18 protein-coding genes are annotated in these 21227 nt (G+C 73.5%); 10 read left to right on the plus strand and 8 right to left on the minus strand.

Annotation, left to right across the window (positions count from 1 at the left end):
* Positions 1 to 69 precede the first annotated feature (69 nt).
* The gene (locus OO54_RS23415) at positions 70 to 1287 is read right to left on the minus strand and encodes an amidohydrolase family protein (protein ID WP_033206174.1); all 1218 of its coding nucleotides are present in this window, start codon (positions 1285 to 1287) and stop codon (positions 70 to 72) included.
* Between the two features lie 210 nt (positions 1288 to 1497).
* Here OO54_RS23415 and afsR point away from each other — a divergent pair, with 210 nt between their 5' ends.
* Together afsR and OO54_RS23425 are read left to right on the plus strand one after the other, a co-directional pair.
* A complete protein-coding gene (gene afsR / locus OO54_RS23420; protein ID WP_033206177.1) occupies positions 1498 to 4602 on the plus strand; it encodes an SARP-family global regulator AfsR in 3105 nt (1034 codons plus the stop codon).
* A 211-nt stretch (positions 4603 to 4813) separates the two neighbouring features.
* Positions 4814 to 5044, plus strand: coding sequence for a hypothetical protein (locus tag OO54_RS23425; RefSeq protein ID WP_033206179.1), 231 nt, complete (start codon positions 4814 to 4816; stop codon positions 5042 to 5044).
* Between the two features lie 218 nt (positions 5045 to 5262).
* On the opposite strand, the gene OO54_RS23430 is transcribed toward OO54_RS23425, so the two are convergent.
* Together OO54_RS23430 and OO54_RS23435 are read right to left on the minus strand one after the other, a co-directional pair.
* A complete protein-coding gene (locus tag OO54_RS23430; protein WP_033206182.1) occupies positions 5263 to 5910 on the minus strand; it encodes an LppU/SCO3897 family protein in 648 nt (215 codons plus the stop codon).
* Positions 5911 to 6025: 115 nt separating this feature from the next.
* The gene (locus OO54_RS23435) at positions 6026 to 7582 is read right to left on the minus strand and encodes a FadD3 family acyl-CoA ligase (RefSeq protein ID WP_033206334.1); all 1557 of its coding nucleotides are present in this window, start codon (positions 7580 to 7582) and stop codon (positions 6026 to 6028) included.
* 90 nt (positions 7583 to 7672) lie between these two features.
* Here OO54_RS23435 and OO54_RS23440 point away from each other — a divergent pair, with 90 nt between their 5' ends.
* From OO54_RS23440 to OO54_RS23450, 3 genes are read left to right on the plus strand one after another with little or no spacing between them, the layout of a single operon-like run.
* Positions 7673 to 8815 carry a lipid-transfer protein gene (locus tag OO54_RS23440; RefSeq protein ID WP_017241033.1) on the plus strand — a complete coding sequence of 381 codons (1143 nt, stop codon included), beginning with the start codon at positions 7673 to 7675 and terminating at the stop codon, positions 8813 to 8815.
* Between the two features lie 15 nt (positions 8816 to 8830).
* Positions 8831 to 9262 (plus strand): Zn-ribbon domain-containing OB-fold protein, encoded by a 432-nt coding sequence (locus OO54_RS23445; protein ID WP_033206184.1) that lies wholly within the window; start codon positions 8831 to 8833, stop codon positions 9260 to 9262.
* Entirely contained in the window at positions 9259 to 10035 is a 777-nt protein-coding gene (locus tag OO54_RS23450; protein ID WP_063738319.1) for an enoyl-CoA hydratase/isomerase family protein, read from the plus strand. The genes OO54_RS23445 and OO54_RS23450 overlap by 4 nt, the downstream gene beginning before the upstream one ends.
* Here the strand turns inward: OO54_RS23450 and OO54_RS23455 are convergent, their stop codons facing one another.
* Entirely contained in the window at positions 10036 to 10650 is a 615-nt protein-coding gene (locus tag OO54_RS23455; RefSeq protein WP_033206187.1) for a hypothetical protein, read from the minus strand.
* Positions 10651 to 10776: 126 nt separating this feature from the next.
* Here OO54_RS23455 and OO54_RS23460 point away from each other — a divergent pair, with 126 nt between their 5' ends.
* Positions 10777 to 11400: a hypothetical protein gene (locus tag OO54_RS23460; protein WP_033206189.1), complete on the plus strand. Its 624-nt coding sequence runs from the start codon at positions 10777 to 10779 to the stop codon at positions 11398 to 11400.
* 44 nt (positions 11401 to 11444) lie between these two features.
* Here OO54_RS23460 and afsK read toward each other — a convergent pair whose 3' ends face one another.
* Positions 11445 to 13892: a protein serine/threonine kinase AfsK gene (gene afsK, locus OO54_RS23465; RefSeq protein ID WP_033206192.1), complete on the minus strand. Its 2448-nt coding sequence runs from the start codon at positions 13890 to 13892 to the stop codon at positions 11445 to 11447.
* Positions 13893 to 14019: 127 nt separating this feature from the next.
* The gene (locus OO54_RS23470; protein WP_033206195.1) at positions 14020 to 14823 is read right to left on the minus strand and encodes a VOC family protein; all 804 of its coding nucleotides are present in this window, start codon (positions 14821 to 14823) and stop codon (positions 14020 to 14022) included.
* Between the two features lie 326 nt (positions 14824 to 15149).
* Here OO54_RS23470 and OO54_RS23475 point away from each other — a divergent pair, with 326 nt between their 5' ends.
* Positions 15150 to 15797, plus strand: a complete 648-nt coding sequence (locus OO54_RS23475; RefSeq protein WP_017241026.1) for a TetR family transcriptional regulator — start codon at positions 15150 to 15152, stop codon at positions 15795 to 15797.
* Between the two features lie 171 nt (positions 15798 to 15968).
* Here OO54_RS23475 and OO54_RS23480 read toward each other — a convergent pair whose 3' ends face one another.
* Together OO54_RS23480 and OO54_RS23485 are read right to left on the minus strand one after the other, a co-directional pair.
* Positions 15969 to 16439, minus strand: a complete 471-nt coding sequence (locus tag OO54_RS23480) for a nitroreductase family deazaflavin-dependent oxidoreductase (RefSeq protein WP_033206198.1) — start codon at positions 16437 to 16439, stop codon at positions 15969 to 15971.
* Positions 16440 to 17837 carry an acyl-CoA dehydrogenase family protein gene (locus OO54_RS23485; RefSeq protein WP_033206201.1) on the minus strand — a complete coding sequence of 466 codons (1398 nt, stop codon included), beginning with the start codon at positions 17835 to 17837 and terminating at the stop codon, positions 16440 to 16442.
* 106 nt (positions 17838 to 17943) lie between these two features.
* Between OO54_RS23485 and OO54_RS23490 the strand changes: the two genes are divergently transcribed.
* From OO54_RS23490 to OO54_RS23500, 3 genes are all read left to right on the plus strand, one after another.
* Positions 17944 to 19110: a thiolase C-terminal domain-containing protein gene (locus OO54_RS23490; RefSeq protein WP_033206204.1), complete on the plus strand. Its 1167-nt coding sequence runs from the start codon at positions 17944 to 17946 to the stop codon at positions 19108 to 19110.
* Positions 19111 to 19308: 198 nt separating this feature from the next.
* Entirely contained in the window at positions 19309 to 20574 is a 1266-nt protein-coding gene (locus OO54_RS23495; protein WP_033206207.1) for an FAD-dependent monooxygenase, read from the plus strand.
* Positions 20571 to 21224 (plus strand): pyridoxine/pyridoxamine 5'-phosphate oxidase, encoded by a 654-nt coding sequence (locus OO54_RS23500; protein WP_033206210.1) that lies wholly within the window; start codon positions 20571 to 20573, stop codon positions 21222 to 21224. Before OO54_RS23495 ends, OO54_RS23500 begins: the two co-directional genes overlap by 4 nt.
* Positions 21225 to 21227: the final 3 nt, after the last annotated feature.

The raw sequence follows: 21227 nt of genomic DNA on the forward strand, positions 1-21227 counted from the left end.
CCTTGCGGGGGCGGCCCGGCCCCCTTCCCCCGCCGGGTGGGACCCGGCCCGGGATCGGCGGGACGCGGCCTACGGCCGCCAGAGGCCCTCCGGCGTCAGGCCGAGCAGGTCGATCGCGTTGCCGCGCACGATCCGCTCGACGACGTCCGGGGCCAGGTGGCCCATCTGGGCCTCGCCGACCTCCCGGGACTTGGGCCAGGTGGAGTCGGAGTGCGGGTAGTCGGTCTCGTACAGGACGTTCCCGACCCCGATGGCGTCCAGGTTGCGCAGCCCGAAGGCGTCGTCGAAGAAGCAGCCGAAGACGTGGCCGGCGAACAGCTCGGACGGCGGGCGCAGGACCTTGTCGGCGACGCCGCCCCAGCCGCGGTTCTCCTCCCAGACGACGTCCGCGCGCTCCAGGATGTACGGGATCCACCCGATCTGCCCCTCCGCGTACATGATCCGGAGGTTCGGGAAGCGCTCGAACTTGCCGCTCATCAGCCAGTCGACCATCGAGAAGCAGCAGTTCGCGAAGGTGATCGTGGAGCCGACCGCCGGCGGGGCGTCCGCCGAGGTGGACGGCATCCGGCTCGACGAGCCGATGTGCATGGCGATGACCGTGCCGGTCTCGTCGCACGCCCGGAGGAAGGGGTCCCAGTGGTCCGTGTGGACCGAGGGGAGCCCGAGGTGCGGCGGGATCTCCGAGAACGCGACGGCCCGCACGCCCCGCGCCGCGTTGCGCCGCACCTCGGCCGCGGCGAGCTCCGGGTCCCAGAGCGGGATGAGCGTGAGCGGGATCAGCCGGCCGTGCGCCTCCGGCCCGCACCACTCCTCGACCATCCAGTCGTTGTAGGCCCGGACGCAGAGCAGCCCGAGCTCCCGGTCGCCGGCCTCGGTGAACGTCTGCCCGCAGAAGCGGGGGAAGGTCGGGAAGCACAGCGCGGACTGGACGTGGTTGACGTCCATGTCGGCGAGCCGGTCAGGCACGGAGTGGGAGCCGGGCCGCATCTGCTCGTACGTGATGACTTCGAGCCGTATCTCGTCACGGTCGTAGCCGACGGCCGTGTCGAGCCGCGTCAGCGGCCGGTGCAGGTCCTCGTACACCCACCAGTCGCCGATCGGGCCCTCGTCGCCCTTCGCCCCCATGACCGGGGCGAACTTCCCGCCGAGGAACGTCATTTCCTTCAGCGGGGCGCGGACGATCCGGGGCCCGGTGTCGTGGTACCGCGACGGGAGCCGGTCCCGCCAGACGTGCGGGGGCTCCACGGTGTGGTCGTCCACCGAGATGATCTTCGGGAAGGTCTCCATGGCTCTCACGGTAGCGCCGATCTGACGACCCGTCAGCTACCGGGACCCAGAACGGTCACACGACGGCCACACGACCCCCGCACAACGGCCTCGCCACGACTACGCCACGGCCCCTCCCCGGCCGTACTGCCGCCGACCCGATGCTGACGGACTCCCTCCGGACAAGGCAGACTGTCCTGGGCGAAACCAGCGGTACGGGCAGGGGGAGCGATGGACCGTGAGAACGGGCCGCGAGTTCCGGTGCAGCGGGCTCCGAGGACGGGCGCGACGACCCCGGCGGGCGAAGACGCCCGCACGGACGCCTTCGCGAGCACCGACGCCGGGAGGGCCACGGACGCGCGGACGGCCGCGGAAGCCGCGCCGGGAACCGGCACGGACGCACCGACGAGGACGGACGTCACGACGGGCACGGACGCCCCCGGGGTGCTCCGATTCGGGGTGCTCGGACCCGTGCGGGCGTGGCGGGACGGAGAGGCCGTGCCCACCGGATCGCCCCAGCAGCGGGCGCTGCTCGCGGCGCTGCTGCTGCGGGGCGGGCGGACGGCCACCGCGCACGAGCTGATCGACGCGCTCTGGGGCGAGGAACCTCCGTCGCAGGCGCTCGCGGCGGTACGGACGTACGCCTCGCGCCTCCGCAAGGCCCTGGACCCGAAGGTCCTGGTCAGCGAGTCGGGCGGGTACGCACTCCGCACCTCGGCCGCCGCGCTCGACGTCACCACCGCGCAGGAGCTGGCCGCCGAGGCCGAGAAGCTGCGGGCCGGCGGCGACCGCGCGGGCGCCCGGGAACGGCTCGCCGAGGCCCTGGACCTGTGGGACGGCGAAGTGCTGGCCTCCGTACCGGGCCCGTACGCCGAGACCCAGCGGACCCGCCTGGAGGAATGGCGGCTCACGCTCCTGGAGACCCGCCTGGACATCGACCTGGAGGTCGGCGCACACGCGGAGGCCGTCTCCGAGCTGACCGCGCTCACCGCCGCGCACCCGCTGCGCGAGCGGCTCCGCGAGCTGCTCATGCTCGCCCTCTACCGCAGCGGACGGCAGGCCGAGGCACTCGCCGTGTACGCGGACACGCGCCGGCTCCTCGCCGACGAACTCGGCGTCGACCCCACACCCGAACTCTCCCGGCTCCAGCAGCGGATCCTCCAGGCCGACGCCGAACTCGCCCGCCCGGTCGAGGAACCCGCCCCGGCCGCGGCCCCCGTCGCCCGGCCCGCCCAGCTCCCGGCGACCGTCCCCGACTTCACCGGCCGCACGTCCTTCGTACGGGAACTCGGCGCCCGGCTCGCCACCGCCGAGGGCCACGTCATGGCGGTGTCGGCGCTCGCCGGCATCGGCGGCGTCGGCAAGACCACGCTCGCCGTGCACGTCGCCCACGAGGCCCGCCCGCACTTCCCCGACGGCCAGCTGTACGTCGACCTCCAGGGCGCGGGCAACCGGGCCGCCGCACCCGAGACGGTCCTCGGCTCGTTCCTCCGCGCCCTCGGCACCGCCGACTCGGCCGTCCCCGACTCGCTGGAGGACCGCGCCGCGCTCTACCGCTCGACCCTCGACGGCCGCCGCGTCCTGGTCCTCCTCGACAACGCCCGTGACGCCGCCCAGATCCGCCCCCTCCTGCCGGGCACGGCAGGCTGCGCGGCCCTCGTCACCAGCCGGATCCGCATGGTCGACCTGGCCGGCGCGCACCTCGTGGACCTGGACGTGATGTCCCCCGAGGAGGCGCTCCAGCTCTTCACCCGGATCGTCGGCGAGGAACGCGTCGGGTCAGAGCGGGAGGCCGCGCTCGACGTCGTCGCCGCCTGCGGCTTCCTCCCCCTCGCGATCCGCATCGCCGCGTCCCGCCTCGCCGCCCGCCGCACCTGGACCGTGTCGGTCCTCGCCGCGAAGCTCGCCGACGAGCGCCGCCGCCTCGACGAGCTCCAGGCGGGCGACCTCGCCGTCAAGGCCACCTTCGAACTCGGCTACGGCCAGCTCGAACCGGCCCAGGCCCGCGCCTTCCGCCTCCTCGGCCTCGCCGACGGCCCCGACATCTCCCTCGCGGCCGCGGCCGCCGTCCTCGACCTCCCCCTCTGGGACACCGAGGACCTCCTGGAGGCGCTCGTCGACACCTCCCTCGTCGAATCCGCCGCGCCCGGCCGCTACCGCTACCACGACCTCGTCCGGCTCTACGCGCGTGCGTGCGCCGACCGCGACGAACAGCCCCCCTCGGAGAAGGAGGCCGCCCTCTCCCGCCTCCTCGACTTCTACCTGTCGACCGCCGCCCGGGTCTACGCCATCGAACGCCCCGGCGACCGCCTCGTCGACCACCTCGAACCCACCACCCACGACGGCCTCACCTTCACCGACCGCCACGACGCCCAGGACTGGCTCTACGCCGAGGCCAACTGCCTCCTCGCCACCGTCCGCCAGTCCGCCTCCTCCCCCACCACCCTCCGCCGCGGCGTCGACCTCCTCTGGGCCTCCCTCGACCTCGCCGAATCCGGCGCCAACTCCAAGGAGTACGAAGCCGTCGCCACCGTCCTGCGCGAAGCGGCCGGCACGACGGGCGACACCCGGGCGGAGGGACGCGCGGCGCTGACCCTGGCGTACGTCCAGCACGTGGCGGGCCGCTTCGACGAGGCGGACGGCCACGCCCACGAGGCGATGGACCTCACCTCCACGACGGGCGACGACCTCCCGCTGTGCTGGGCGGCCAACGCCCTGGGGATCATGGCCCTCTACCAGGGCCGCAACGCCGACGGGGAACGCTTCCTCGCCCAGGCGACGGCGGCGTTCCGCGCCTGCGACGACGCGGCCGGCGAGGCCAGCGCCCTCTGCAACCTCTCCCGGATCCACCTGGCGATGGGGCAGACGGACATCGCGGTCGAACTGGCCCGGCGCGGCACCGACATGTACGACGCCATGGGCCATTCCCTCAAGGGCGCCAACGGCCGCTACGCACTCGGACTCGCACTGACCCAGGGCGGCCAGCTGGACCAGGCCGCGGCACGGCTCGCCGAGGCCCTGGAGGTGTTCCAGGACAGCAGGCAGCGCCTGTGGGAGGGCATGTCGCTCTTCAGGATCGCCGAGGTCGACATCGCGGCCCGTCGGTACGCCCAGGCCGCGTCGAACTCCGAGATGGCGCTCGCCATCCTCTGGGGAGTGGGCGGCGAGTGGCGCCGGGGACAGGTCCTCGTCGTCCTGGGCCGCGCGCTGTCCGGCATAGGGCAGCACGGGCGGGCCCGGGTCTGCTGGCAGGAGGCCCTCGGCATCTTCGTGGAGCTCGGCTCGCCGGAGGAATCCGAGGTACGGGCGCTGCTGTTGGAGACCGCCGCGGCCTGACCACTGAGCTGCCCGTTCATCGTTCGTTTATGACAGTCGGGCAGTCTTCTCTCATCGATCCGCCGCGTCGGGGGGCAGACGGGTCGATGGTACGGCCGTCACACCGTCGCACTAGGGTGAACGGCTCCGAGTGGGCCCTCCGGCTGTCCACGGGGGAACGGCCGGCAGGGCCCACTCGCCCCATCCGAAGTCACTACGGGAGTTGATCACCATGGCCGACCTGGACCCGACCAAGCCCATAGCCTCGCCGACGAACATGCACGCCACCGGCGAGGACATCGTCAGCAAGAACATGCACGCGACGGACGCTCCGCTCACCGACTCGGTGGCCGAGAAGCTCGGCATCAACGGCAACATGCACGCCACCACGGAGCCCATCGACGGCAGCGCCGGCACGGCCACGACGGACAACATGCACGCCACCACCGAGCCGGCCAAGTAGACCATTCCCGACGGGGAGAACGGCCGCGGCGGCGCCATCGGGGGAGTCGCCGGGGCCGACCATGGAGGTCCGGTCGACGGGGGAGCACACGGGCTCGGGGGACACCCGGCGGAACCAGGGGGGATCCGTCCGGGCAGGGCCCGTGCGCAACGCGATCGGACCACCGCGAAGAGGGGCCGGGCATCTGCCCGGCCCCTCTTCGCGTTTCCCGGCGGGGCTCAGCGGGCGTACGAGCCGAGGCCGACGAGGCAGTAGACGTACTCGCTGACGGTGGTGCCGTTCATGGTGTAGCGGTGGGAGAAGGCGTACTGGGTCTTGGGGTTGGAGTTGCAGTTGTTCATGTCGGAGGTGAAGGGGAAGGTCTGGATGACCTTGTAGTGGGCGTCGGAGGCGGAGCAGGGGACTTCCTCGACGTCGTCGACGCTCTGGGCGGTGGTGGAGTCGGGCAGGGAGCCGTTGAGGCAGGTGCCCTTCTCGTAGGGGTCGGGCTGTTCCTCGGTGGGGGTCGAGGTGGGGTCGAGGCTGGGGAAGGGCTCGTAGGAGAAGGTGGGGACGGGGCCGGGGCCTCTGGAGCCGGGGGCGTCGTCCTTGTCGTCGCCGAGCAGGTACGAGCCTCCGACGAGGGCGCCGATGACGCAGAGGGTGACCAGGCAGCCGAGGCCGCCGGACTTCTTGGGGGCTGCGGCGCCGGCGACGGTGATGCGGAGGTGGACCGTGCCGTCGCCGAGCCTGGCGGCGACGAGTTCGCCGTGGCGGCAGGGACGGACGGTGAGGTGGGCGGGTCCTGAGGGCAGTTGGACGGTGAGGATCACACCCTGAGCGGCCTGCTGCGGGGTGAGGGTGAGGGGGATCTCTTGCGTCGACACCGGCTGCTCCTGGAGAGGGGAGGAGAGGGAGGAGGGAGGCGAACGGTTGCCCGTATGACGTGTACATGGAGCACGTCGGTTGCACCACCCGCCGGCCCCGTCACTCCCCCGCCCGTCACCCCGACGTTCGCGCCCGCAGCTCCCCCTTCACCACCTTGCCGCTCGCGTTGCGCGGGAGTTCGGTGACGAACTCGACGGCGCGCGGGACCTTGTAGTTGGCCATCTCGCGGCGGGACCAGGCGATGAGGTCGTCGGCGGTGACGCGGGCGCCGGGGCGGCGGACGGCGAAGGCCTTGCCGACCTCGCCGAGCCGGGAGTCGGGGACGCCGATGACGGCGACGTCGGCGATGTCGGGGTGGAGCCCGAGGAGTTGCTCGATCTCGGCCGGGTAGGCGTTGAAGCCGCCGACGATGAACATGTCCTTGAGGCGGTCGGTGATGCGGAGGTTGCCGGCGTCGTCGAGGACGCCGATGTCCCCGGTGTGGAGCCAGCCCTCGGGGTCGATCGCCGCGGCCGTCGCCTCCTCGTCCTCGAAGTAGCCGCTCATGACGTGGTGGCCGCGGACGAGGACCTCGCCGGTCGGGGAGAGCCGGACCTCGGTGTCGGGGACGGGGCGGCCCGAGGTGGTGGCGACCGTCTCGTCCGGGTCGTCGCGGCGGCACATGGTGACGATGCCGCTCGCCTCGGAGAGGCCGTACGCGGTGAGGACCGTGCCGACGCCGAGGTCGGCGCGGAGGCGTTCGACGAGCCGGAGCGGGACCACGGCCGCGCCGGTGACGACGAGCCGGAGGGAGGAGAGGTCGTGGGCGGCCCGGGCGGGGTGGTCGAGGAGGGACTGGTGGAGGGTGGGCGGGCCGGGGAGGACGGTGATGCGCTCGGCGGCGATGTTGGCGAGGACGGTGTCGACGGTGAAGACGGACTGGGGGACGATCACCGCGCCGTGCATGAGGCAGGCGAGGATGCCGGCCTTGTAGCCGAAGGTGTGGAAGAAGGGGTTGACCACGAGGTAGCGGTCGCCCTCCCGGAGGCCGGCGAGCCCGGCCCAGATCGCGTAGCAGCGCAGGGACTGGGCGTGGCTGATGACGGCGCCCTTGGGCCGGCCGGTGGTGCCGGAGGTGTAGATGATGTCGGAGGGGGCGTCGGGATCGATCGCGTCGGCGCGGGCGCGGACCCGGGCGGCGGGGATCCGGTCGCCTGCGGCGAGGAAGGCCTTCCAGGTCGTCCAGTCCGGTTCGTCGGGGGCGGTGTCGCCGAGGACCACGACCTTCTCCAGGTACGGGAGTTCGACGCCGGAGCGGCGCAGGGAGGCCACGTACGAGGTGCCGAGGAAGGTACCGGTGACGAAGAGCAGGCGGGCCCGGGAGCGCTGGAGGACGTAAGCGGCCTCGGTGCCCTTGAAGCGGGTGTTGAGGGGGACGAGGACGGCGCCGGCGGTGACGGCGCCGAGGGCCGAGACGATCCAGTCGAGGGTGTTGGGGGCCCAGATCGCGACCCGGTCGCCGGGGCGCATGCCGGTGGCGAGGCAGGCGGCGGCGGCCCGTTCGACGCGTTCGCCTAGTTCGGCGTAGGTGACGCGGGCGCGGCCGTCGACGACGGCTTCCCGCGCCCCGTACCGCTCGGCCGCGGCCCGTACGAGACCGGGGATCGTGCCCCACTCCAGGTCGCCGCGCATGTCCATACCCAACCTCCCTGTAGCTGACTATCCGTCAGATTAGTTGTAGCCTGACGCGCTGTCAGCAGTGCTGCCCCATGAGGAGGTTCGGTGCTCAAGGACGCCACGGCGATCGTCGGAATCGGTCAGACCGCCTTCGCCAAACACCTGCCCGAGACCGAGAAGGCCCTCGCCTGCCGGGCGATCCTCGCCGCCCTCGACGACGCCGGGATCGACCCGTCCGAGGTCGACGGGTTCGCCTCGTACACGATGGAGGAGACCGACGAGGTCGAGGTCGCCAAGGCCATCGGCGCCGGCGACGTCACCTTCTTCTCCAAGGTGGGGTACGGCGGCGGCGGGTCCTGCGCGACCGTCGGCCACCTCGCCGCCGCCGTCGCCACCGGCCAGGCCAGCGTCGGCGTCGCCTGGCGGTCGAGGAAACGGGGCTCGGGCCCCCGGCCCTGGAAGAACACCGCCGTCCAGCTGCCCACCCCCGGCCAGTGGACCCGCCCCTACGGGCTGCTCCGCCCCGCCGACGAGATCGGCATGCTCGCCCGCCGCTACATGCACGAGTACGGCGCCACCCGCGACCACCTCTTCAACGTCGCCCTCGCCTGCCGCAACCGCGCCAACCAGAACCCCGCCGCGATCATGTACGAGCGCCCGCTGACCCGCGAGATGTACATGACCGCCCGCTGGATCAGCGAACCCCTCTGCCTCTTCGACAACTGCCTGGAGACGGACGGCGCCCTCGCCTGCGTGATCGTGAGCGCCGAACGGGCCCGCGACTGCCGGCAGAAGCCCGTGTACGTGCACTCCGCCGCCCAGGGCCTGCCCGCCCAGCACCACGGCATGGTCAACTACTGGAACGACGACCCGCTGTCCGGACCCGCCTGGACCGCCGCCCGGCACCTGTGGAAGCAGGCCGACTTCGGCCCCCAGGACGTCGACGTCGCCCAGATCTACGACGCCTTCACCCCGCTCGTACCGCTCTCCCTGGAGGGCTACGGCTTCTGCGGGCGCGGCGAAGGCGCCGCGTTCACCGAGGGCGGGGCCCTGGAGATCGGCGGCCGGCTGCCCCTCAACACCGGCGGCGGCGGGCTGAGCGAGGCGTACGTCCACGGCTTCAACCTCATCAACGAGGGCGTGAAGCAGCTCCGCGGCACCTCCACCGCCCAGGTCCCCGACGCCGCCACCTGCCTGGTCACGGCGGGCGAGGGCGTCCCCACATCGGCCATCCTGCTTCGCGCGTGAGGAGTTGATCCCGACATGCTGACACCCGTCGCCGACGAGGACGGTGCCCCCTTCTGGGAGTACACCGCCCGGGGCGAGCTCCGCGTCCAGGCCTGCGCGGCCCCCGACTGCGGCGAGCTGCGCTTCCCGCCCCGCCCCTGCTGCCCGCACTGCCGCTCCTTCGACAGCGAGTGGCGGCTGATGTCCGGGCGCGGCCGGATCTGGTCGTACGTGCTGCCCCACCCGCCGCTCCTGCCCGAGTACGCCGCCCAGGCCCCGTACAACGCGGTGCTCGTCGAACTCGCCGACGCCCCGCTCATCCGCCTCGTCGGCAACGTCGTCGCCGACCCGGACGCCCCCCTGAACTCGGTCGACCCGACCCGGCTCCGCATCGGTGCCCCGGTGCGGGTGGCGTTCACCGAGATCGACGGCGTCACCGTCCCGCGCTGGCTCCTGGAGCGCGGGTGAGCATCCGGGTCGAGCGCGACAAGGAGTCCGGGGTCGCGGTCGTCACCCTCGACCGGCCCGCGAAGCACAACGCGATCACCCTCGCCATGGCCCGCGAGCTCGGCTCCGTCTGGCGGGGATTCCGGTACGAGGACGAGGTCCGCGCGATCGTCGTCACCGGCTCCGGCGGGCGGGCCTTCTGCACGGGCATCGACCGCGAGGCCGCCCAGGACGTGCCGCAGCCCTCGTCCCCGTACACGATCGACGACCCGCTCCTCGCGATCGGGCCCAAGGCGAACGACCTGTGGAAACCGGTGATCGCCGCCGTCGAGGGCATGGCCTGCGGCGGGGCGTTCTACCTGATCGGCGAGGCCGAGTTCGTCGTCGCCGGCGAGGACGCGACCTTCTTCGACCCGCACACCACCTACGGGATGGTCAGCGCCTTCGAGACCATCCACATGGCCCAGCGCATGCCCTACGGGGAGATCGCCCGGATGGCCCTGATGGGATCCGCCGAACGGATCTCGGCCCGACGGGCGCACGAGACCGGGCTCGTCTCCGAGCTGACACCGGCCGGCGAGGCCCTGGACGCCGCCGTGCGGGCCGCCACCGTCATCGCCGGCCACCCGACCGAGGCCGTGCAGGGCACGGTCCGGGCGCTCTGGTCGGCCACGGAGGCGTCCCGCACCCCGGCCCTCGCGCACGCCCCGCACCTGGTGACCCTCGGGAACCTGCCGGCGGACCGGCAGGCGGAGCTGTTCGGCCGGCGGGGGCCGGCGTTCAGGACGAGGTAGCTACGGGGTGGCGGTGGCGGTGGCGGAAGGGGTGGCGGTGGGCGTGCCCGAGGGGGTCGCCCCCGTCACCTCGCCCACGACGCTGGCGAAGCACCTCTTCACCCGGTCGACGGCCCCCGGGTGGGTCATCGCCACCTCGAAGGTCTTCGTGCGCCCGGTCGTGACCGTCGTCTCGGTCCGGTCCACCGTCTTGTTGTCCGCGCCCTCGAAGTACACGACGACGCGGAAGGTCTTCTCCGCCCACTCGCCCGAGGTGATCTTCACCGTGGCCGTGGTGTCCGCCTTGCGGGCCGGCTTCCCCTTGCGCTTCTTCTGCGCGGGCTTCACGCAGTCGACGACCTCGACGGTCGCGTCCGTCGTCGGAGAGACGGTCGGCGTCGGGTCGTAGGTGTACTCCTGGGTGGGGCCGCCCGACCCGCTGTAGTCGTCGTTGCTCTTCTCGTCGTTGGAGCAGCCGCCGCCCGAGTCGTCGTCGTCCGAGTGGCTCCGGCTCTTGCTCTTGCCGCTGCCGCCACCGCTGCTGCTGCCGTGGCCGCCCTTGCCGGTGTGGAATCCGGTCAGCGCGAGCACCACCACCGTGAGCGTCGCCGCGAGCTTCAGGCGTGTCCGTACCATCGCCGCAAACCGTCCTGTCTGTTGTGTCCGCGCCACCCTAGGCGATGCCCCGGCGCCACGTGGCGGGGCCCCCGCACCCGGCGTAGCGTCGGGAACGAGAGCCGATCCGTGAAGGAGGCCGCTTCGATGATCCGCAACGTCGTCGGCTCGGTCCTGGCTCTCGCCGGAGCGACGGCCGCCGTCTGGAGCCCCTTCCGTGCCTGGTACGACGGCCGTCACGGCCGCGACTACGCCGTCGACGAACTCTTCACCGGCATCACCGACGCCACGGCCGACGTGCTCGGCTCGATCCTGCTGCCGTTCGCCTTCGCCGCCCTCCTCACCCTCGTCGGCGTGGTGCTCCGCTCCCGGCTGCTCGTCGCCCTCGCCGGGATCGTCGTCCTCGGCTTCACCGTCTTCTGGATGGTCCGCGTCGGACAGGCCGAAGGCAGCCTCGTCGTCTCCGGCGACGGACGGGGCCTCGGCGACGGCGTCGCGAACGCCTTCGGCGGCGGCGTCCTGCTCCTCATCGGCGCGCTCGTCATGCCCGGCCGCAAGAGCCGCGCGCACCGGGTCGACCGGCCGGACCGGCACCACCACCGGCCCACCCACCCCACGCCCGACGGCCCGCCCGTCTCCCCCGACGCCTCCCCCGGCACCCCCGAGGCGCCGAACCGCCACCCGCAGGCCTCCACCCCCTACGCGGCGACCCGGACCTTCGACGTCCCGACACCGGACCCGGAACGCGAGAACCCGCCGCCCAAGGGCTAGCGCCCCCGGCAGCGGGTTCCATCCGGCTCTCTTCCGGACCGGGCCTAGCGTCCGCCGGACCCCCGGCCCGTGGCCGTGCCCTTGACCGCGTCGAGCGCGTACACGCAGCGGTCCTTGCTGCACGCGTACACGACACCGTTGCGCACCACCGGGGAGCCGGTGATCTCGCCGCCCGTGGCGAGCTTCCAGCGCAGCTGCCCGCCGGTCGCGTCCAGGGTGTACAGCACGTGGTCGGCCGAGCCGAAGTGCACCCGGCCGCCGGCGACCACCGGCGCGCCGACGAGCTCGCCGCCCGCCGCGAACCGCCACCGCGGAGTGCCGGTGACGGCGTCCAGCGTGTACAGCGCGCTGCCGCTGCCGACGTGCACGTTCCCGTCGGCGACCAGCACCGGCTCGGCCGACTGCCGCGGCTCGGTCGCGATCCGCCAGCGGTCCTGACCCGTGGTGGCGTCCAGCGCGTACACCGTGCCGAGGTGGTCGGACAGGTACACGCCGCCGCCCGTGACCGCCGGTCCCGGCGCGAACGCGGGCGGCGAGAGGAAGACGGCCGGGGCCTCGAAGTGCCAGCGGACGTGCCCGGCGGCGATGTCGATCGACAGCACCCGGTTGCCCGCGGAGACGTACACGCAGCCGTCCTCGGCCGGTGCCACCCGGACCGGCACGTTGGCACACGACGCGGCGTCGCCGATCGGGTACGACCAGCGCTCCACCCCCGTACGGGCGTCGAGGGCCTGGAGCCGGGCGTCCCGCCACACGTACACGGTGTCGCCGTGCACGGCGGGCCCCGCCTCCGGGGTCTCGAAGTCCGTCTGCGCGCCGGTGATCTCCCACAGCTTGGCGCCGTTGGAGGCCTCCCAGCCCTGCACCCCGCCACCACGCGTCCCGGTCACCACCGTGCCCCGGTCGACCCCCAGCGAGTACACCCAGGCGTCCGTGTGCAGCCGCCAGCGCTCGGTGCCGTCGCCGGCGTCGAGCGCGTACAGCGTGGGACCGTCCGAGGCGTGGATACGGCCCGAGGACACGGCCATCGACCAGGCCACGTCCCGCGTCTTGAACTGACGCCGGCCGCTCCCCGTGTCCAGGGCGTGCACCTCGAACGAGGTCACGTACAGCAGGTCGCCGTCCACGACCGGGGTGCCCCACACGTCGTTCGACATGCGGAACCGCCACGGACGCCAGTGACCCGGCTCCGGCGGCGGCTGCGGGGCCGTCTGGTCGATGCCGCCCTGCGACGGGACGTTCAGCGGACGCGAGCCGGGCGCCGGGCCGGGCTCCGCGCCGTGCGGGCCGCCACCGGGCGGCCGGATCCAGCCGGTCGCCGGGCCCGCGTCCGCGCCCCGGCCGACGGCCAGCGCGGCACGCGTGTCGGCGACCCGGGGGCCCGGGCCGATCGGCACGGTCGCCCCGCCGAGGCGCACCGGACCGCCCGCGCTCTCCGCGGGACCCGCGTGACGGCCGCCGGGGCCGCCGACGGGCTCCGGGTGACGACCGCCGCCGACAGGAGCCGGCCGGCGCCCGCCGGACGGCGCGCCGTCCGGGAAGCGCGGGTCGGCGAAGCCCTCCGGCGGGTCCGCGGGAACCGGCGGCACCGGCGTACGGCCGCCGCCACGGCGCCGCTCGATCATCGCCGTGGCACTGTGCGGGAGCCACGCCGACGCCGTACCGCTGTCGTCGCTGCCCGGCCCGAAGAGGTGCGGGGCCAGCTGCGCCTGGAGATCCGCCGGGGAGGGCCGCCGGGTGACGTCCATCTGCATGCACGACTCGATGAGCGGCCGCAGCTCGTCGGGCAGGCCCGCCAGGTCGGGGCCCTCCCGGAGCAGCATGAACACGGTCTCGACCGGGTTCGCGCCGTGGAACGGCGCGTGGCCGGTGGCCGCGAAGACCAGCATCGAGCCCAGCGAGAACACGTCGCTCGCGCCCGTGACGCTGCGCGAGTCGCGGGCCTGCTCGGGCGACATGTAGGCGGGCGTGCCGACGGCGACGTTGGTCATCGTCAGTCGCGTGTTGGACACCCCCGACGCGATGCCGAAGTCGATCACCCGCGGCCCGTCCTCGACGACCAGGACGTTCGACGGCTTCAGGTCACGGTGGACGAGCCCCGCGCCGTGGATGGACTGCAGGGCCTCCGCGACGCCGGCCGCCAGCCAGCGGACCGCCTGGGCCGGGAGCGGCCCGCACTCGTTCACTATCTCCTCGAGGGAGGGCGCCGGCACATAGGCCGTGGCCAGCCACGGCACGGCCGCGCGCGGGTCGGCGTCTACGACGGCCGCCGTGTAGAAGCCGGAGACCGCCCGCGCCGCCTCCACCTCCCGGGTGAAGCGGACCCGGAACAGCTGGTCCTCCGCGAGCTCCGTGCGCACGGTCTTGATCGCCACGCGCCGGCCCGAGGCCGACCGCGCCAGATAGACCAGGCCCATCCCGCCCGCGCCGAGCCGGCCCAGCACCTCGAAGGGCCCGATACGTCTCGGGTCGTGCTGCGTCAGCTGTTCCACTTGCCTGCCACCTCCCCGTACGGGCCATGAGGGTACGGCCCCGTGGCCCTGATTCTTCCTGTCCGAGGGCCCGGTTGCGAACCCGGGGGCGGATCGGGGTGTCACAGGTCATATCGGCGGCGAGTGGTCAGCTGTCCGGGCGGGGCTTCTCCGGGGATTTCGGTTCGGCGAGGACGGCGAAGCGGGCGCCTTGGTTGTCGTGGAGGACGGCGATGCGGCCGTGGGGGGTGTCGAAGGGAGGGGTGGCGACGCGGCCGCCGAGGCGTTCGGTGGTGGCGCAGGCGTCGTCGCAGTCGTGGACGGCGAAGTAGACGAGGATGTGGCCGGGCATCTCGGCGGGGAAGTCGTCGGTGATGACGGCACGGCCGCCGAAGGCGCTGTCGTCGCCGGGGCGGGAGCCGGGGGGCGACCAGACGCGGTAGTCGAAGGAGGGGTCGCGGCCTTCCTCGGCGGCGTCGGCCTGGCGGCCGAGGTAGCCGAAGACGGTGGCGTAGAAGGTGTCGACGGCGTCGGGACGGCGGGTGTACACCTCCATCCAGCAGAAGGCGCCCGGTTCGTTGGTGACGGCGAAGCCGTCGTCGTCGCCGGCCTGGCGGAGGCCGAAGACGGCGCCGCCGGGGTCGGCGGCGAGCGCGAGGACGCCGAAGGGCCCGACGGGGTAGGGCTCCATCACCATCTGCCCGCCGGCGGCCTTGATCCGGGCGGCGAGGGTGCCGGCGTTCTCGGTGGCGAGGTAGAGGGTCCAGGTGGTGGGCATGCGGCCGTCCCGCTTGGGGACGAGTCCGGCGGCGCGGCGGCCGTCGAGGAGGGCCTCGTCGCGGTCGGCGTCGAAGGTCCAGCCGAAGAGCTCGCCGTAGAAGCGCTTGCCCGCTTCCAGGTCGGGGAGCTGTGCGTCCACCCAGCAGGGGGTGCCCTCAGTGCGTACGGCCATGCTTCCACGCTAGGACGGCGGGGACATCCCCGCACGGCCCGCGCGGCCCGCGCGGGGATGCCGGGGCGCTTCACCGGCCCCTCACGGGCCCTGGGCCCTTGGGGTGACTGGGTTGTCCACGAAAGTTGTCCACAGCCTGTTCATAAGCCTATTCGGGTGCGCGGCTCCCCCGCCCGCTCGAGAACCCCGGCAACCTGGCTTGAACCCGCCCCCACGCCCCGGCCCGCACACCCGTGCCGACCTCGTAGAACGCCCCCGGAAACGGGCCCGCACCCATTTGCACTCGGCCGAATCGCGCGTCGATCGCCCCTCGGTAAGCTGACGGCATGACAGGACAAGTACGCACCGTCGACGGCCGCGTGGCCGGACGACGCGGCCAGGCGACGCGGCAGAAGCTGCTCGACTGCCTCGGTGAGATGCTCAGCTCCTCGCCCTACCGGGACGTCAAGGTCATCGATGTGGCCCGGAAGGCGGGTACTTCACCCGCGACGTTCTATCAGTACTTCCCGGACGTCGAGGGAGCGGTCCTCGAGATCGCGGAGGAAATGGCCAAGGAGGGTGCCGGGTTGACCGAGCTGGTCTCCGGTCGCTCCTGGGTCGGCAAGGCCGGCTGGCAGACCTCCGAGGAACTCGTGGAAGGCTTCCTGGACTTCTGGCGCAAGCACGACGCGATCCTGAGGGTCGTGGACCTCGGCGCGGCCGAGGGGGACAAGCGGTTCTACAAGATCCGCATGAAGATCCTGAACTCGGTCACCAACTCCCTGACGGACGCGGTGAAGGAACTCCAGGCCAAGGGCAAGGTCGACAAGGACGTCAACCCCGCCGCCATGGCCGGCTCCCTGGTGGCGATGCTGGCCTCGGTCGCCGGCCACCAGAAGGGCTTCCAGACCTGGGGCGTGAAGCAGGCCGAACTCAAGCCGAACCTGGCCCTGTTGGTGCATCTTGGCATCACCGGCAAGAAGCCGACCAGATAGCCCCGTCCGCCCCTTCACCCGTCCTGTCGTCGACGCCGACGGCGGCCAGCTCCCCGCGAGGAGGAGCGTGACCGTCGTCGGCGTCGCCGTGTCCGGGGGGCGGGGGCCGACGCCCGTCCGTGTACGGGGCCGGGCCACGGCGCCGTCCGGGACCGGTGGTCCTTCGGCGCGTCACCGCCTCGTCAGGCGGAAGAGCCGGATCTCGCGCTCCACGCGTGCCTGGTAGGTGGCGTACGGGGGCCAGAACCGCAGAGCGGCCTGCCAGGCGGCGGCGCGTTCCTCGCCCGCGAGGAGCCGCGCGCGTACGGGGACGTCCTCGCCGCGCCAGTTGACGTCAGCCTCCGGGTGGGCGAGGAGGTTCGCGGTCCAGGCCGGGTGGCCGGGGCGGCCGAAGTTGGAGCCGATGAGCAGCCAGCCGCCGTCCGGCTCGGGCATGCAGGCGAGCGGGGTGACCCTGGGCTGCCCGGTCCTGGCGCCGCGGGCGGTGAGGACGACGCCGGGCAGCATGCGGGCGCTGAGCAGTACCCTGCCGCGGGTCATCCGGTGCACGGTCCGGTCCATCGCCGGGATGACGTGGGGGGCGATCCTGGCGAAGGTCCGGGTGGAGGAGACCTTCTGCATGATTCTCACGCCGACGGGCATCTACGCCGCCACCTCTCCGAAGGGTCCGGTCCGTTCCGCGGCCCGGGCGCGCAGGCGCCGGGCCGGGCCGAAGAGCAGTTCGTCGGAGGCGGCCCGGTGGAAGTACGCCTCCTGGTCCCGGGTGGGGCCGGTGCCGCCGTGCGGTTGGGCGCTCTCGCCGGCCGTGGCGCGCAGCGCGTCCAGGGCGTGGGCGAGGGCGAGCGGTCCGCTCTCCGGCCCGGGGCCGGGTTCGCGGGCGGCGCAGTGGGTCAGGGAGCGGGCCGTCTCGACCTGGACGTAGAGGTCGGCGAGCCGGTGGTCGACCGTCGGGGCGGGGGCGGCGGGCCGGCCGGACGGTTCGCGGGAGCCGGCGTGGGCGACCGTGCGGTCCAGGGCCTCTCGTGCCGCGCCGACGGCTTCGGCGGCGAGCATCACGGCGGCGGCCCGGCCGGCGGTGGCGAGGGCTCCGAGGACGTCGGCGGGTTCTTCGCCGAGGAGTTCGGCCCCGGTGTCGCGGAACTGGACGGTGGCCCGGGTGCGGGTGGGGTCGAGGGCGGGCTGCCGGGTGCGGACGAGCCCGGGGGCTTCGGCCGCGTCGGCCCGTACGAGGAAGAGGAGGGTGCGGCTGCGGGCGAAGCCTCCGGTGTGGGCGGCGACGATCAGCAGTCCGGCGCTGTGGCCGTCGACGACCTGGGCGGCCTCGCCGTACAGCCGCCAGCCGCCGTCCGTGGTGCGGGTCGCCTGGATGCCGCCGGCCCGGCCGTCGCCGGACCAGGGGTGGGCCGTGTTGTCCCCGGTCAGGCCGAGGGCGAGCGCGAGCGCGCCGGGGACGGCGAGGGTGCAGGTCAGGCTGCCGTCGGCGAGGCGCGGCAGGAGGTCGGCGCGCTGCTCCGGGGTGCCGAGGGCGGCGAGGAGCGGGGCGCCGAGGACGGCGGTGGCGAGGAGGGGCGAGGGTGCGAGGGTGCGGCCGGTCTCCTCGCACGCGGCGGCGAGGGCGGCGGGGCCCCGGCCGGTGCCTCCGTACTCCTCGGGGAGGGTGAGCCCGGCCAGGCCGAGTGCGCCGGACATGCGGGCCCAGAGCTCGGTGTCGTATCCCTCGGGGGTCGCCGTCGCCGCGCGGTTCTCGTCCGGCCCGGCCCGCTCCGCGAGCAGTTCCCGCAGGGCGTGACGAACCGCCTGTTCCTGGTCGGCGGGCGGTTCGGCGCCGGGACCCGACGGCGCGGCGGCGAGCGGCGCGGCGGGCGGGGTCGCGCGAGGCTCCCCCGCAGCGGCGGGCGGGGTCGCGCGAGGTCCTCCCGGCGCGGCGGCCTGCCGGGCCGGGCGCGGTCCCGTCGGTGGGGCGGGTGCCGGGGTGGTGGGCGAGGTGGCGAACGGGTCCGTTGGCGCGGTGGTGAGCGCGGCGTGGTCGGCGGCGTCCATGGAGCTCCCTCCGTATCTGACGGTGCGTCATGCTAGGGCGGGGCGAGGCGGGTTGCCCAGAGAACAGCCGGTCCCGATTCGGAGAATCTGATGTACCGTCAGATTCATGCCCATCACACGCAGCGCCCGCCGTGTCGCCGCCGTCGGGGTCTCCCTCTCCGACTGCGGCCGTGTCGACGAGGCCACCCCTTACGCCCTGCACGCCCAGGCCGCCCGCCGCGCGCTCGCGGACAGCGGCCTCGACCGCTCGCTGATCGACGGCCTGGCCTCTGCGGGGCTCGGCACCCTGGCCCCGGTGGAGGTCGCCGAGTACCTGGGACTGCGCCCCCGCTGGGTGGACTCGACGGCGGTCGGCGGCGCCACCTGGGAGGTCATGGCCGCGCACGCGGCCGACGCGATCGCCGCGGGCCACGCGAACGCGGTCCTGCTCGTGTACGGCTCCACCGCCCGCGCCGACATCCGGGCCCGGCGCAGGACCGCGAACCTGTCCTTCGGGTCGCGGGGCCCGCTCCAGTTCGAGGTCCCGTACGGGCACACCCTGATCGCCAAGTACGCGATGGCCGCGCGGCGCCACATGCACCAGTACGGGACCACCCTGGAGCAGCTCGCCGAGGTGGCGGTCCAGGCGCGGGCGAACGCGTCGCTCAATCCGGAGGCGATGTTCCGGGACCCGGTCACCGTGGACGAGGTGCTCGGCGGGCCGATGATCGCGGACCCGTTCACCAAGCTGCACTGCTGCCTGCGCAGCGACGGCGGCTGCGCGGTGCTGCTGGTCGCGGAGGAGTACGTCCAGGACTGCCGGACGGCTCCGGTGTGGGTGCTCGGCACGGGCGAGCACGTCTCGCACACCACGATGTCGGAGTGGGAGGACTTCACGGTCTCCCCGGCGGCGGTCAGCGGCCGACTGGCGTTCGAGCGGGCGGGGGTGTCCCCGGCGGACGTCGATCTCGCCGAGGTCTACGACGCCTTCACCTACATGACCCTGGTGACCCTGGAGGACCTGGGGTTCTGCGCGAAGGGCGAGGGCGGGGCGTTCTTCGCGGAGAAGGACCGGCTTCCGGTGAACACGGACGGCGGCGGGCTCTCGGCGTGCCACCCGGGGATGCGCGGCCTGTTCCTGCTGGTGGAGGCGGTGCGGCAGCTGCGCGGGGAGGCGCCGGGGCTCCAGGTGCGACGGCCGGACGGCTCGCTGCCGGAGTTGGCGGTGGCGTCGGGTACGGGGGGCTGGTTCTGCTCCTCGGGGACGGTGGTGCTCGGCCGGGACCACCGGTGACCGCCGCGGGCGGGGCGGGGTGCCGCCAGGCGGCGGCCCCGGGTCGGGTCGGGCGGCACCCCCGGCGGCCGCCCGGCCCCGCCCGGCCCCGCCCGCCAGGAATCTATACAACCGTCATAGACAAGCGTGTAGGACATCCGTATAGTCATGTCTGCGGGCAGGGGAACGGCCCGCAGACACCCGACAAGGAGTCCTGAGATGAACCGCAACGCACCCGCCGCCAAGACCGTCCTGATCTCCGGCGCCTCGATCGCCGGCCCCGCCCTCGCCCTCTGGCTGCACCGCTACGGCTTCGTCCCGACCGTCGTCGAGCGCGCCCCCGAACTCCGCACCGGCGGCTACAAGGTGGACATCCGCGGCACCGCGATCGAGGTCTGCCGCCGGATGGGCGTCCTGGACGAGATCCGGGCCAAGTCCACGGACATGCGCGGCGGTTCGTACGTCGACGGCGCCGGCCGCACCATCGGCGAACTGCCCGCCGACATCTTCGGCGGACGCGTCGAGGAGGACGACGAGATCATGCGCGGCGAGCTCGCCCGGATCCTCCACGACCGGACCCGCGACGACGTCGAGTACCTCTTCGACGACTCGATCGCCGCCCTCGCGGAGGACGCGGACGGCGTCACCGTCACCTTCGAGAGCGGCACCGTCCGCCGCTTCGACCTGGTCGTCGGCGCCGACGGACTCCACTCGAACACGCGGAAGCTCGCCTTCGGTCCCGAGGAGCGGTTCAAGCGCCACCTCGGGGCGTACATCTCCATCTTCACCGCCCCCAACCACCTGGGCCTGGACCGCTGGGAGACGTACCACGCGCTTCCCGGGAAGCTGGTCTGCGTCTACAGCTCGGCCGGCGAGGCCGACGCGAAGAACCTCTTCATCTTCTCCTCGCCCGAGGAACTCCCCCACGACCCCCGCGACGTCACCGCCCAGAAGCGCGCCCTCACCGACCGGTTCACGGGCGACGGCTGGGAGATCCCGCGGCTCCTCGGGCACGCGGCGGACGCCGACGACTTCTACCTCGACTCCATGTCCCTGGTCGAGATGGAGAGTTGGTCGAAGGGCCGGGTCGTCCTCCTCGGCGACGCCGCCCACTGCGCCTCCCCCGCCTCCGGCCAGGGCACCGGGCTCGCCCTCACCGGCGCGTACGTCCTCGCCGGCGAGCTGGCCAGGGCGCACGGCGACCACACGGTGGCCTTCGCCCGCTACGAGGAGCGGATGCGGCCCGGCGTGGAGCAGAACCAGCGGATGGCCGAGGGCTTCGTCAAGGAGATGACCGTCGGCTCCAAGTGGAAGATCGCCCTGCGCATGTTCATGGTGCGGACGCTGCCGAAGACCCCGTGGAAGAACCTCATCGCGAAGAAGATCCGCGACGGCATCCAGGCGGCGGCGAACGCGGTCCCGATCGAGGACTACTCCGCGCCGGTCGCCGGCCCGGCCGCCCCGCGCCCTAACGTGACCGCATGACCGACTTCCACCACGCCCTCCACGCCCTCCGGGTCTGGGACACGACACTCCCCTCCTTCGACCCGGCGGGCGCCCCGCCCGAGCCCCTCGCCCTCTTCCACGACTGGTTCACCGAGGCGGTCGCGGCCGGTCAGACCGAGCCGCACACCCTCTCCCTGGCCACCGTGGACGAGGACGGCAGGCCCGACGTCCGCACGGTGATGCTGCACGACGCCGACGAGCGCGGCTGGCACTTCGCCTCCCACGCCACCAGTGCCAAGGGCCGCCAGCTCGCCGCCCGCCCCGAGGCGGCGCTCGGCTTCTACTGGCCGGTGCAGGGCCGCCAGGTCCGCGTCCGGGGCCACGTCGTCACCGGCACCCCCGAGGAGGCGTACGCGGACCTCCACGCCCGCACCACCGGCGCCCTCGCGTCCGCCCTGGTCGGCCGGCAGAGCGAGGTCCTCGACTCCCCCGAGACCCTCGCCGAGGCGAGCGCGGCGGCCTGGCGCCGGGCCCAGGCCGAGCCGGACGCCCCCTCCCCGACCTGGACCCTGTACGTCGTCGAGCCGGCCGAGGTCGAGTTCTTCCAGGGCGACGAGCAGCGCCGCCACCTCCGCCTCCGCTACCGCCGCGAGTCCGGCGGCTGGATCCGCGAACTTCTGTGGCCCTGAGCC

This window comes from Streptomyces wedmorensis (assembly GCF_000716445.1).
GTDB classification, from domain to species: domain Bacteria; phylum Actinomycetota; class Actinomycetes; order Streptomycetales; family Streptomycetaceae; genus Streptomyces; species Streptomyces wedmorensis.

Coding starts and splice junctions, on each gene's coding strand:
- OO54_RS23445 (WP_033206184.1), top strand. CDS start 8,831: ATGCTGACACCCGTCGCCGACGAGGACGGTGCCCCCTTCTGGGAGTAC.
- OO54_RS23485 (WP_033206201.1), bottom strand. CDS start 17,837: ATGGACGCCGCCGACCACGCCGCGCTCACCACCGCGCCAACGGACCCG.
- OO54_RS23490 (WP_033206204.1), top strand. CDS start 17,944: ATGCCCATCACACGCAGCGCCCGCCGTGTCGCCGCCGTCGGGGTCTCC.
- OO54_RS23500 (WP_033206210.1), top strand. CDS start 20,571: ATGACCGACTTCCACCACGCCCTCCACGCCCTCCGGGTCTGGGACACG.
- OO54_RS23415 (WP_033206174.1), bottom strand. CDS start 1,287: ATGGAGACCTTCCCGAAGATCATCTCGGTGGACGACCACACCGTGGAG.
- OO54_RS23435 (WP_033206334.1), bottom strand. CDS start 7,582: ATGCGCGGCGACCTGGAGTGGGGCACGATCCCCGGTCTCGTACGGGCC.
- afsR (WP_033206177.1), top strand. CDS start 1,498: ATGGACCGTGAGAACGGGCCGCGAGTTCCGGTGCAGCGGGCTCCGAGG.
- OO54_RS23425 (WP_033206179.1), top strand. CDS start 4,814: ATGGCCGACCTGGACCCGACCAAGCCCATAGCCTCGCCGACGAACATG.
- OO54_RS23475 (WP_017241026.1), top strand. CDS start 15,150: ATGACAGGACAAGTACGCACCGTCGACGGCCGCGTGGCCGGACGACGC.
- OO54_RS23460 (WP_033206189.1), top strand. CDS start 10,777: ATGATCCGCAACGTCGTCGGCTCGGTCCTGGCTCTCGCCGGAGCGACG.
- OO54_RS23455 (WP_033206187.1), bottom strand. CDS start 10,650: ATGGTACGGACACGCCTGAAGCTCGCGGCGACGCTCACGGTGGTGGTG.
- OO54_RS23470 (WP_033206195.1), bottom strand. CDS start 14,823: ATGGCCGTACGCACTGAGGGCACCCCCTGCTGGGTGGACGCACAGCTC.
- OO54_RS23480 (WP_033206198.1), bottom strand. CDS start 16,439: ATGCCCGTCGGCGTGAGAATCATGCAGAAGGTCTCCTCCACCCGGACC.
- OO54_RS23495 (WP_033206207.1), top strand. CDS start 19,309: ATGAACCGCAACGCACCCGCCGCCAAGACCGTCCTGATCTCCGGCGCC.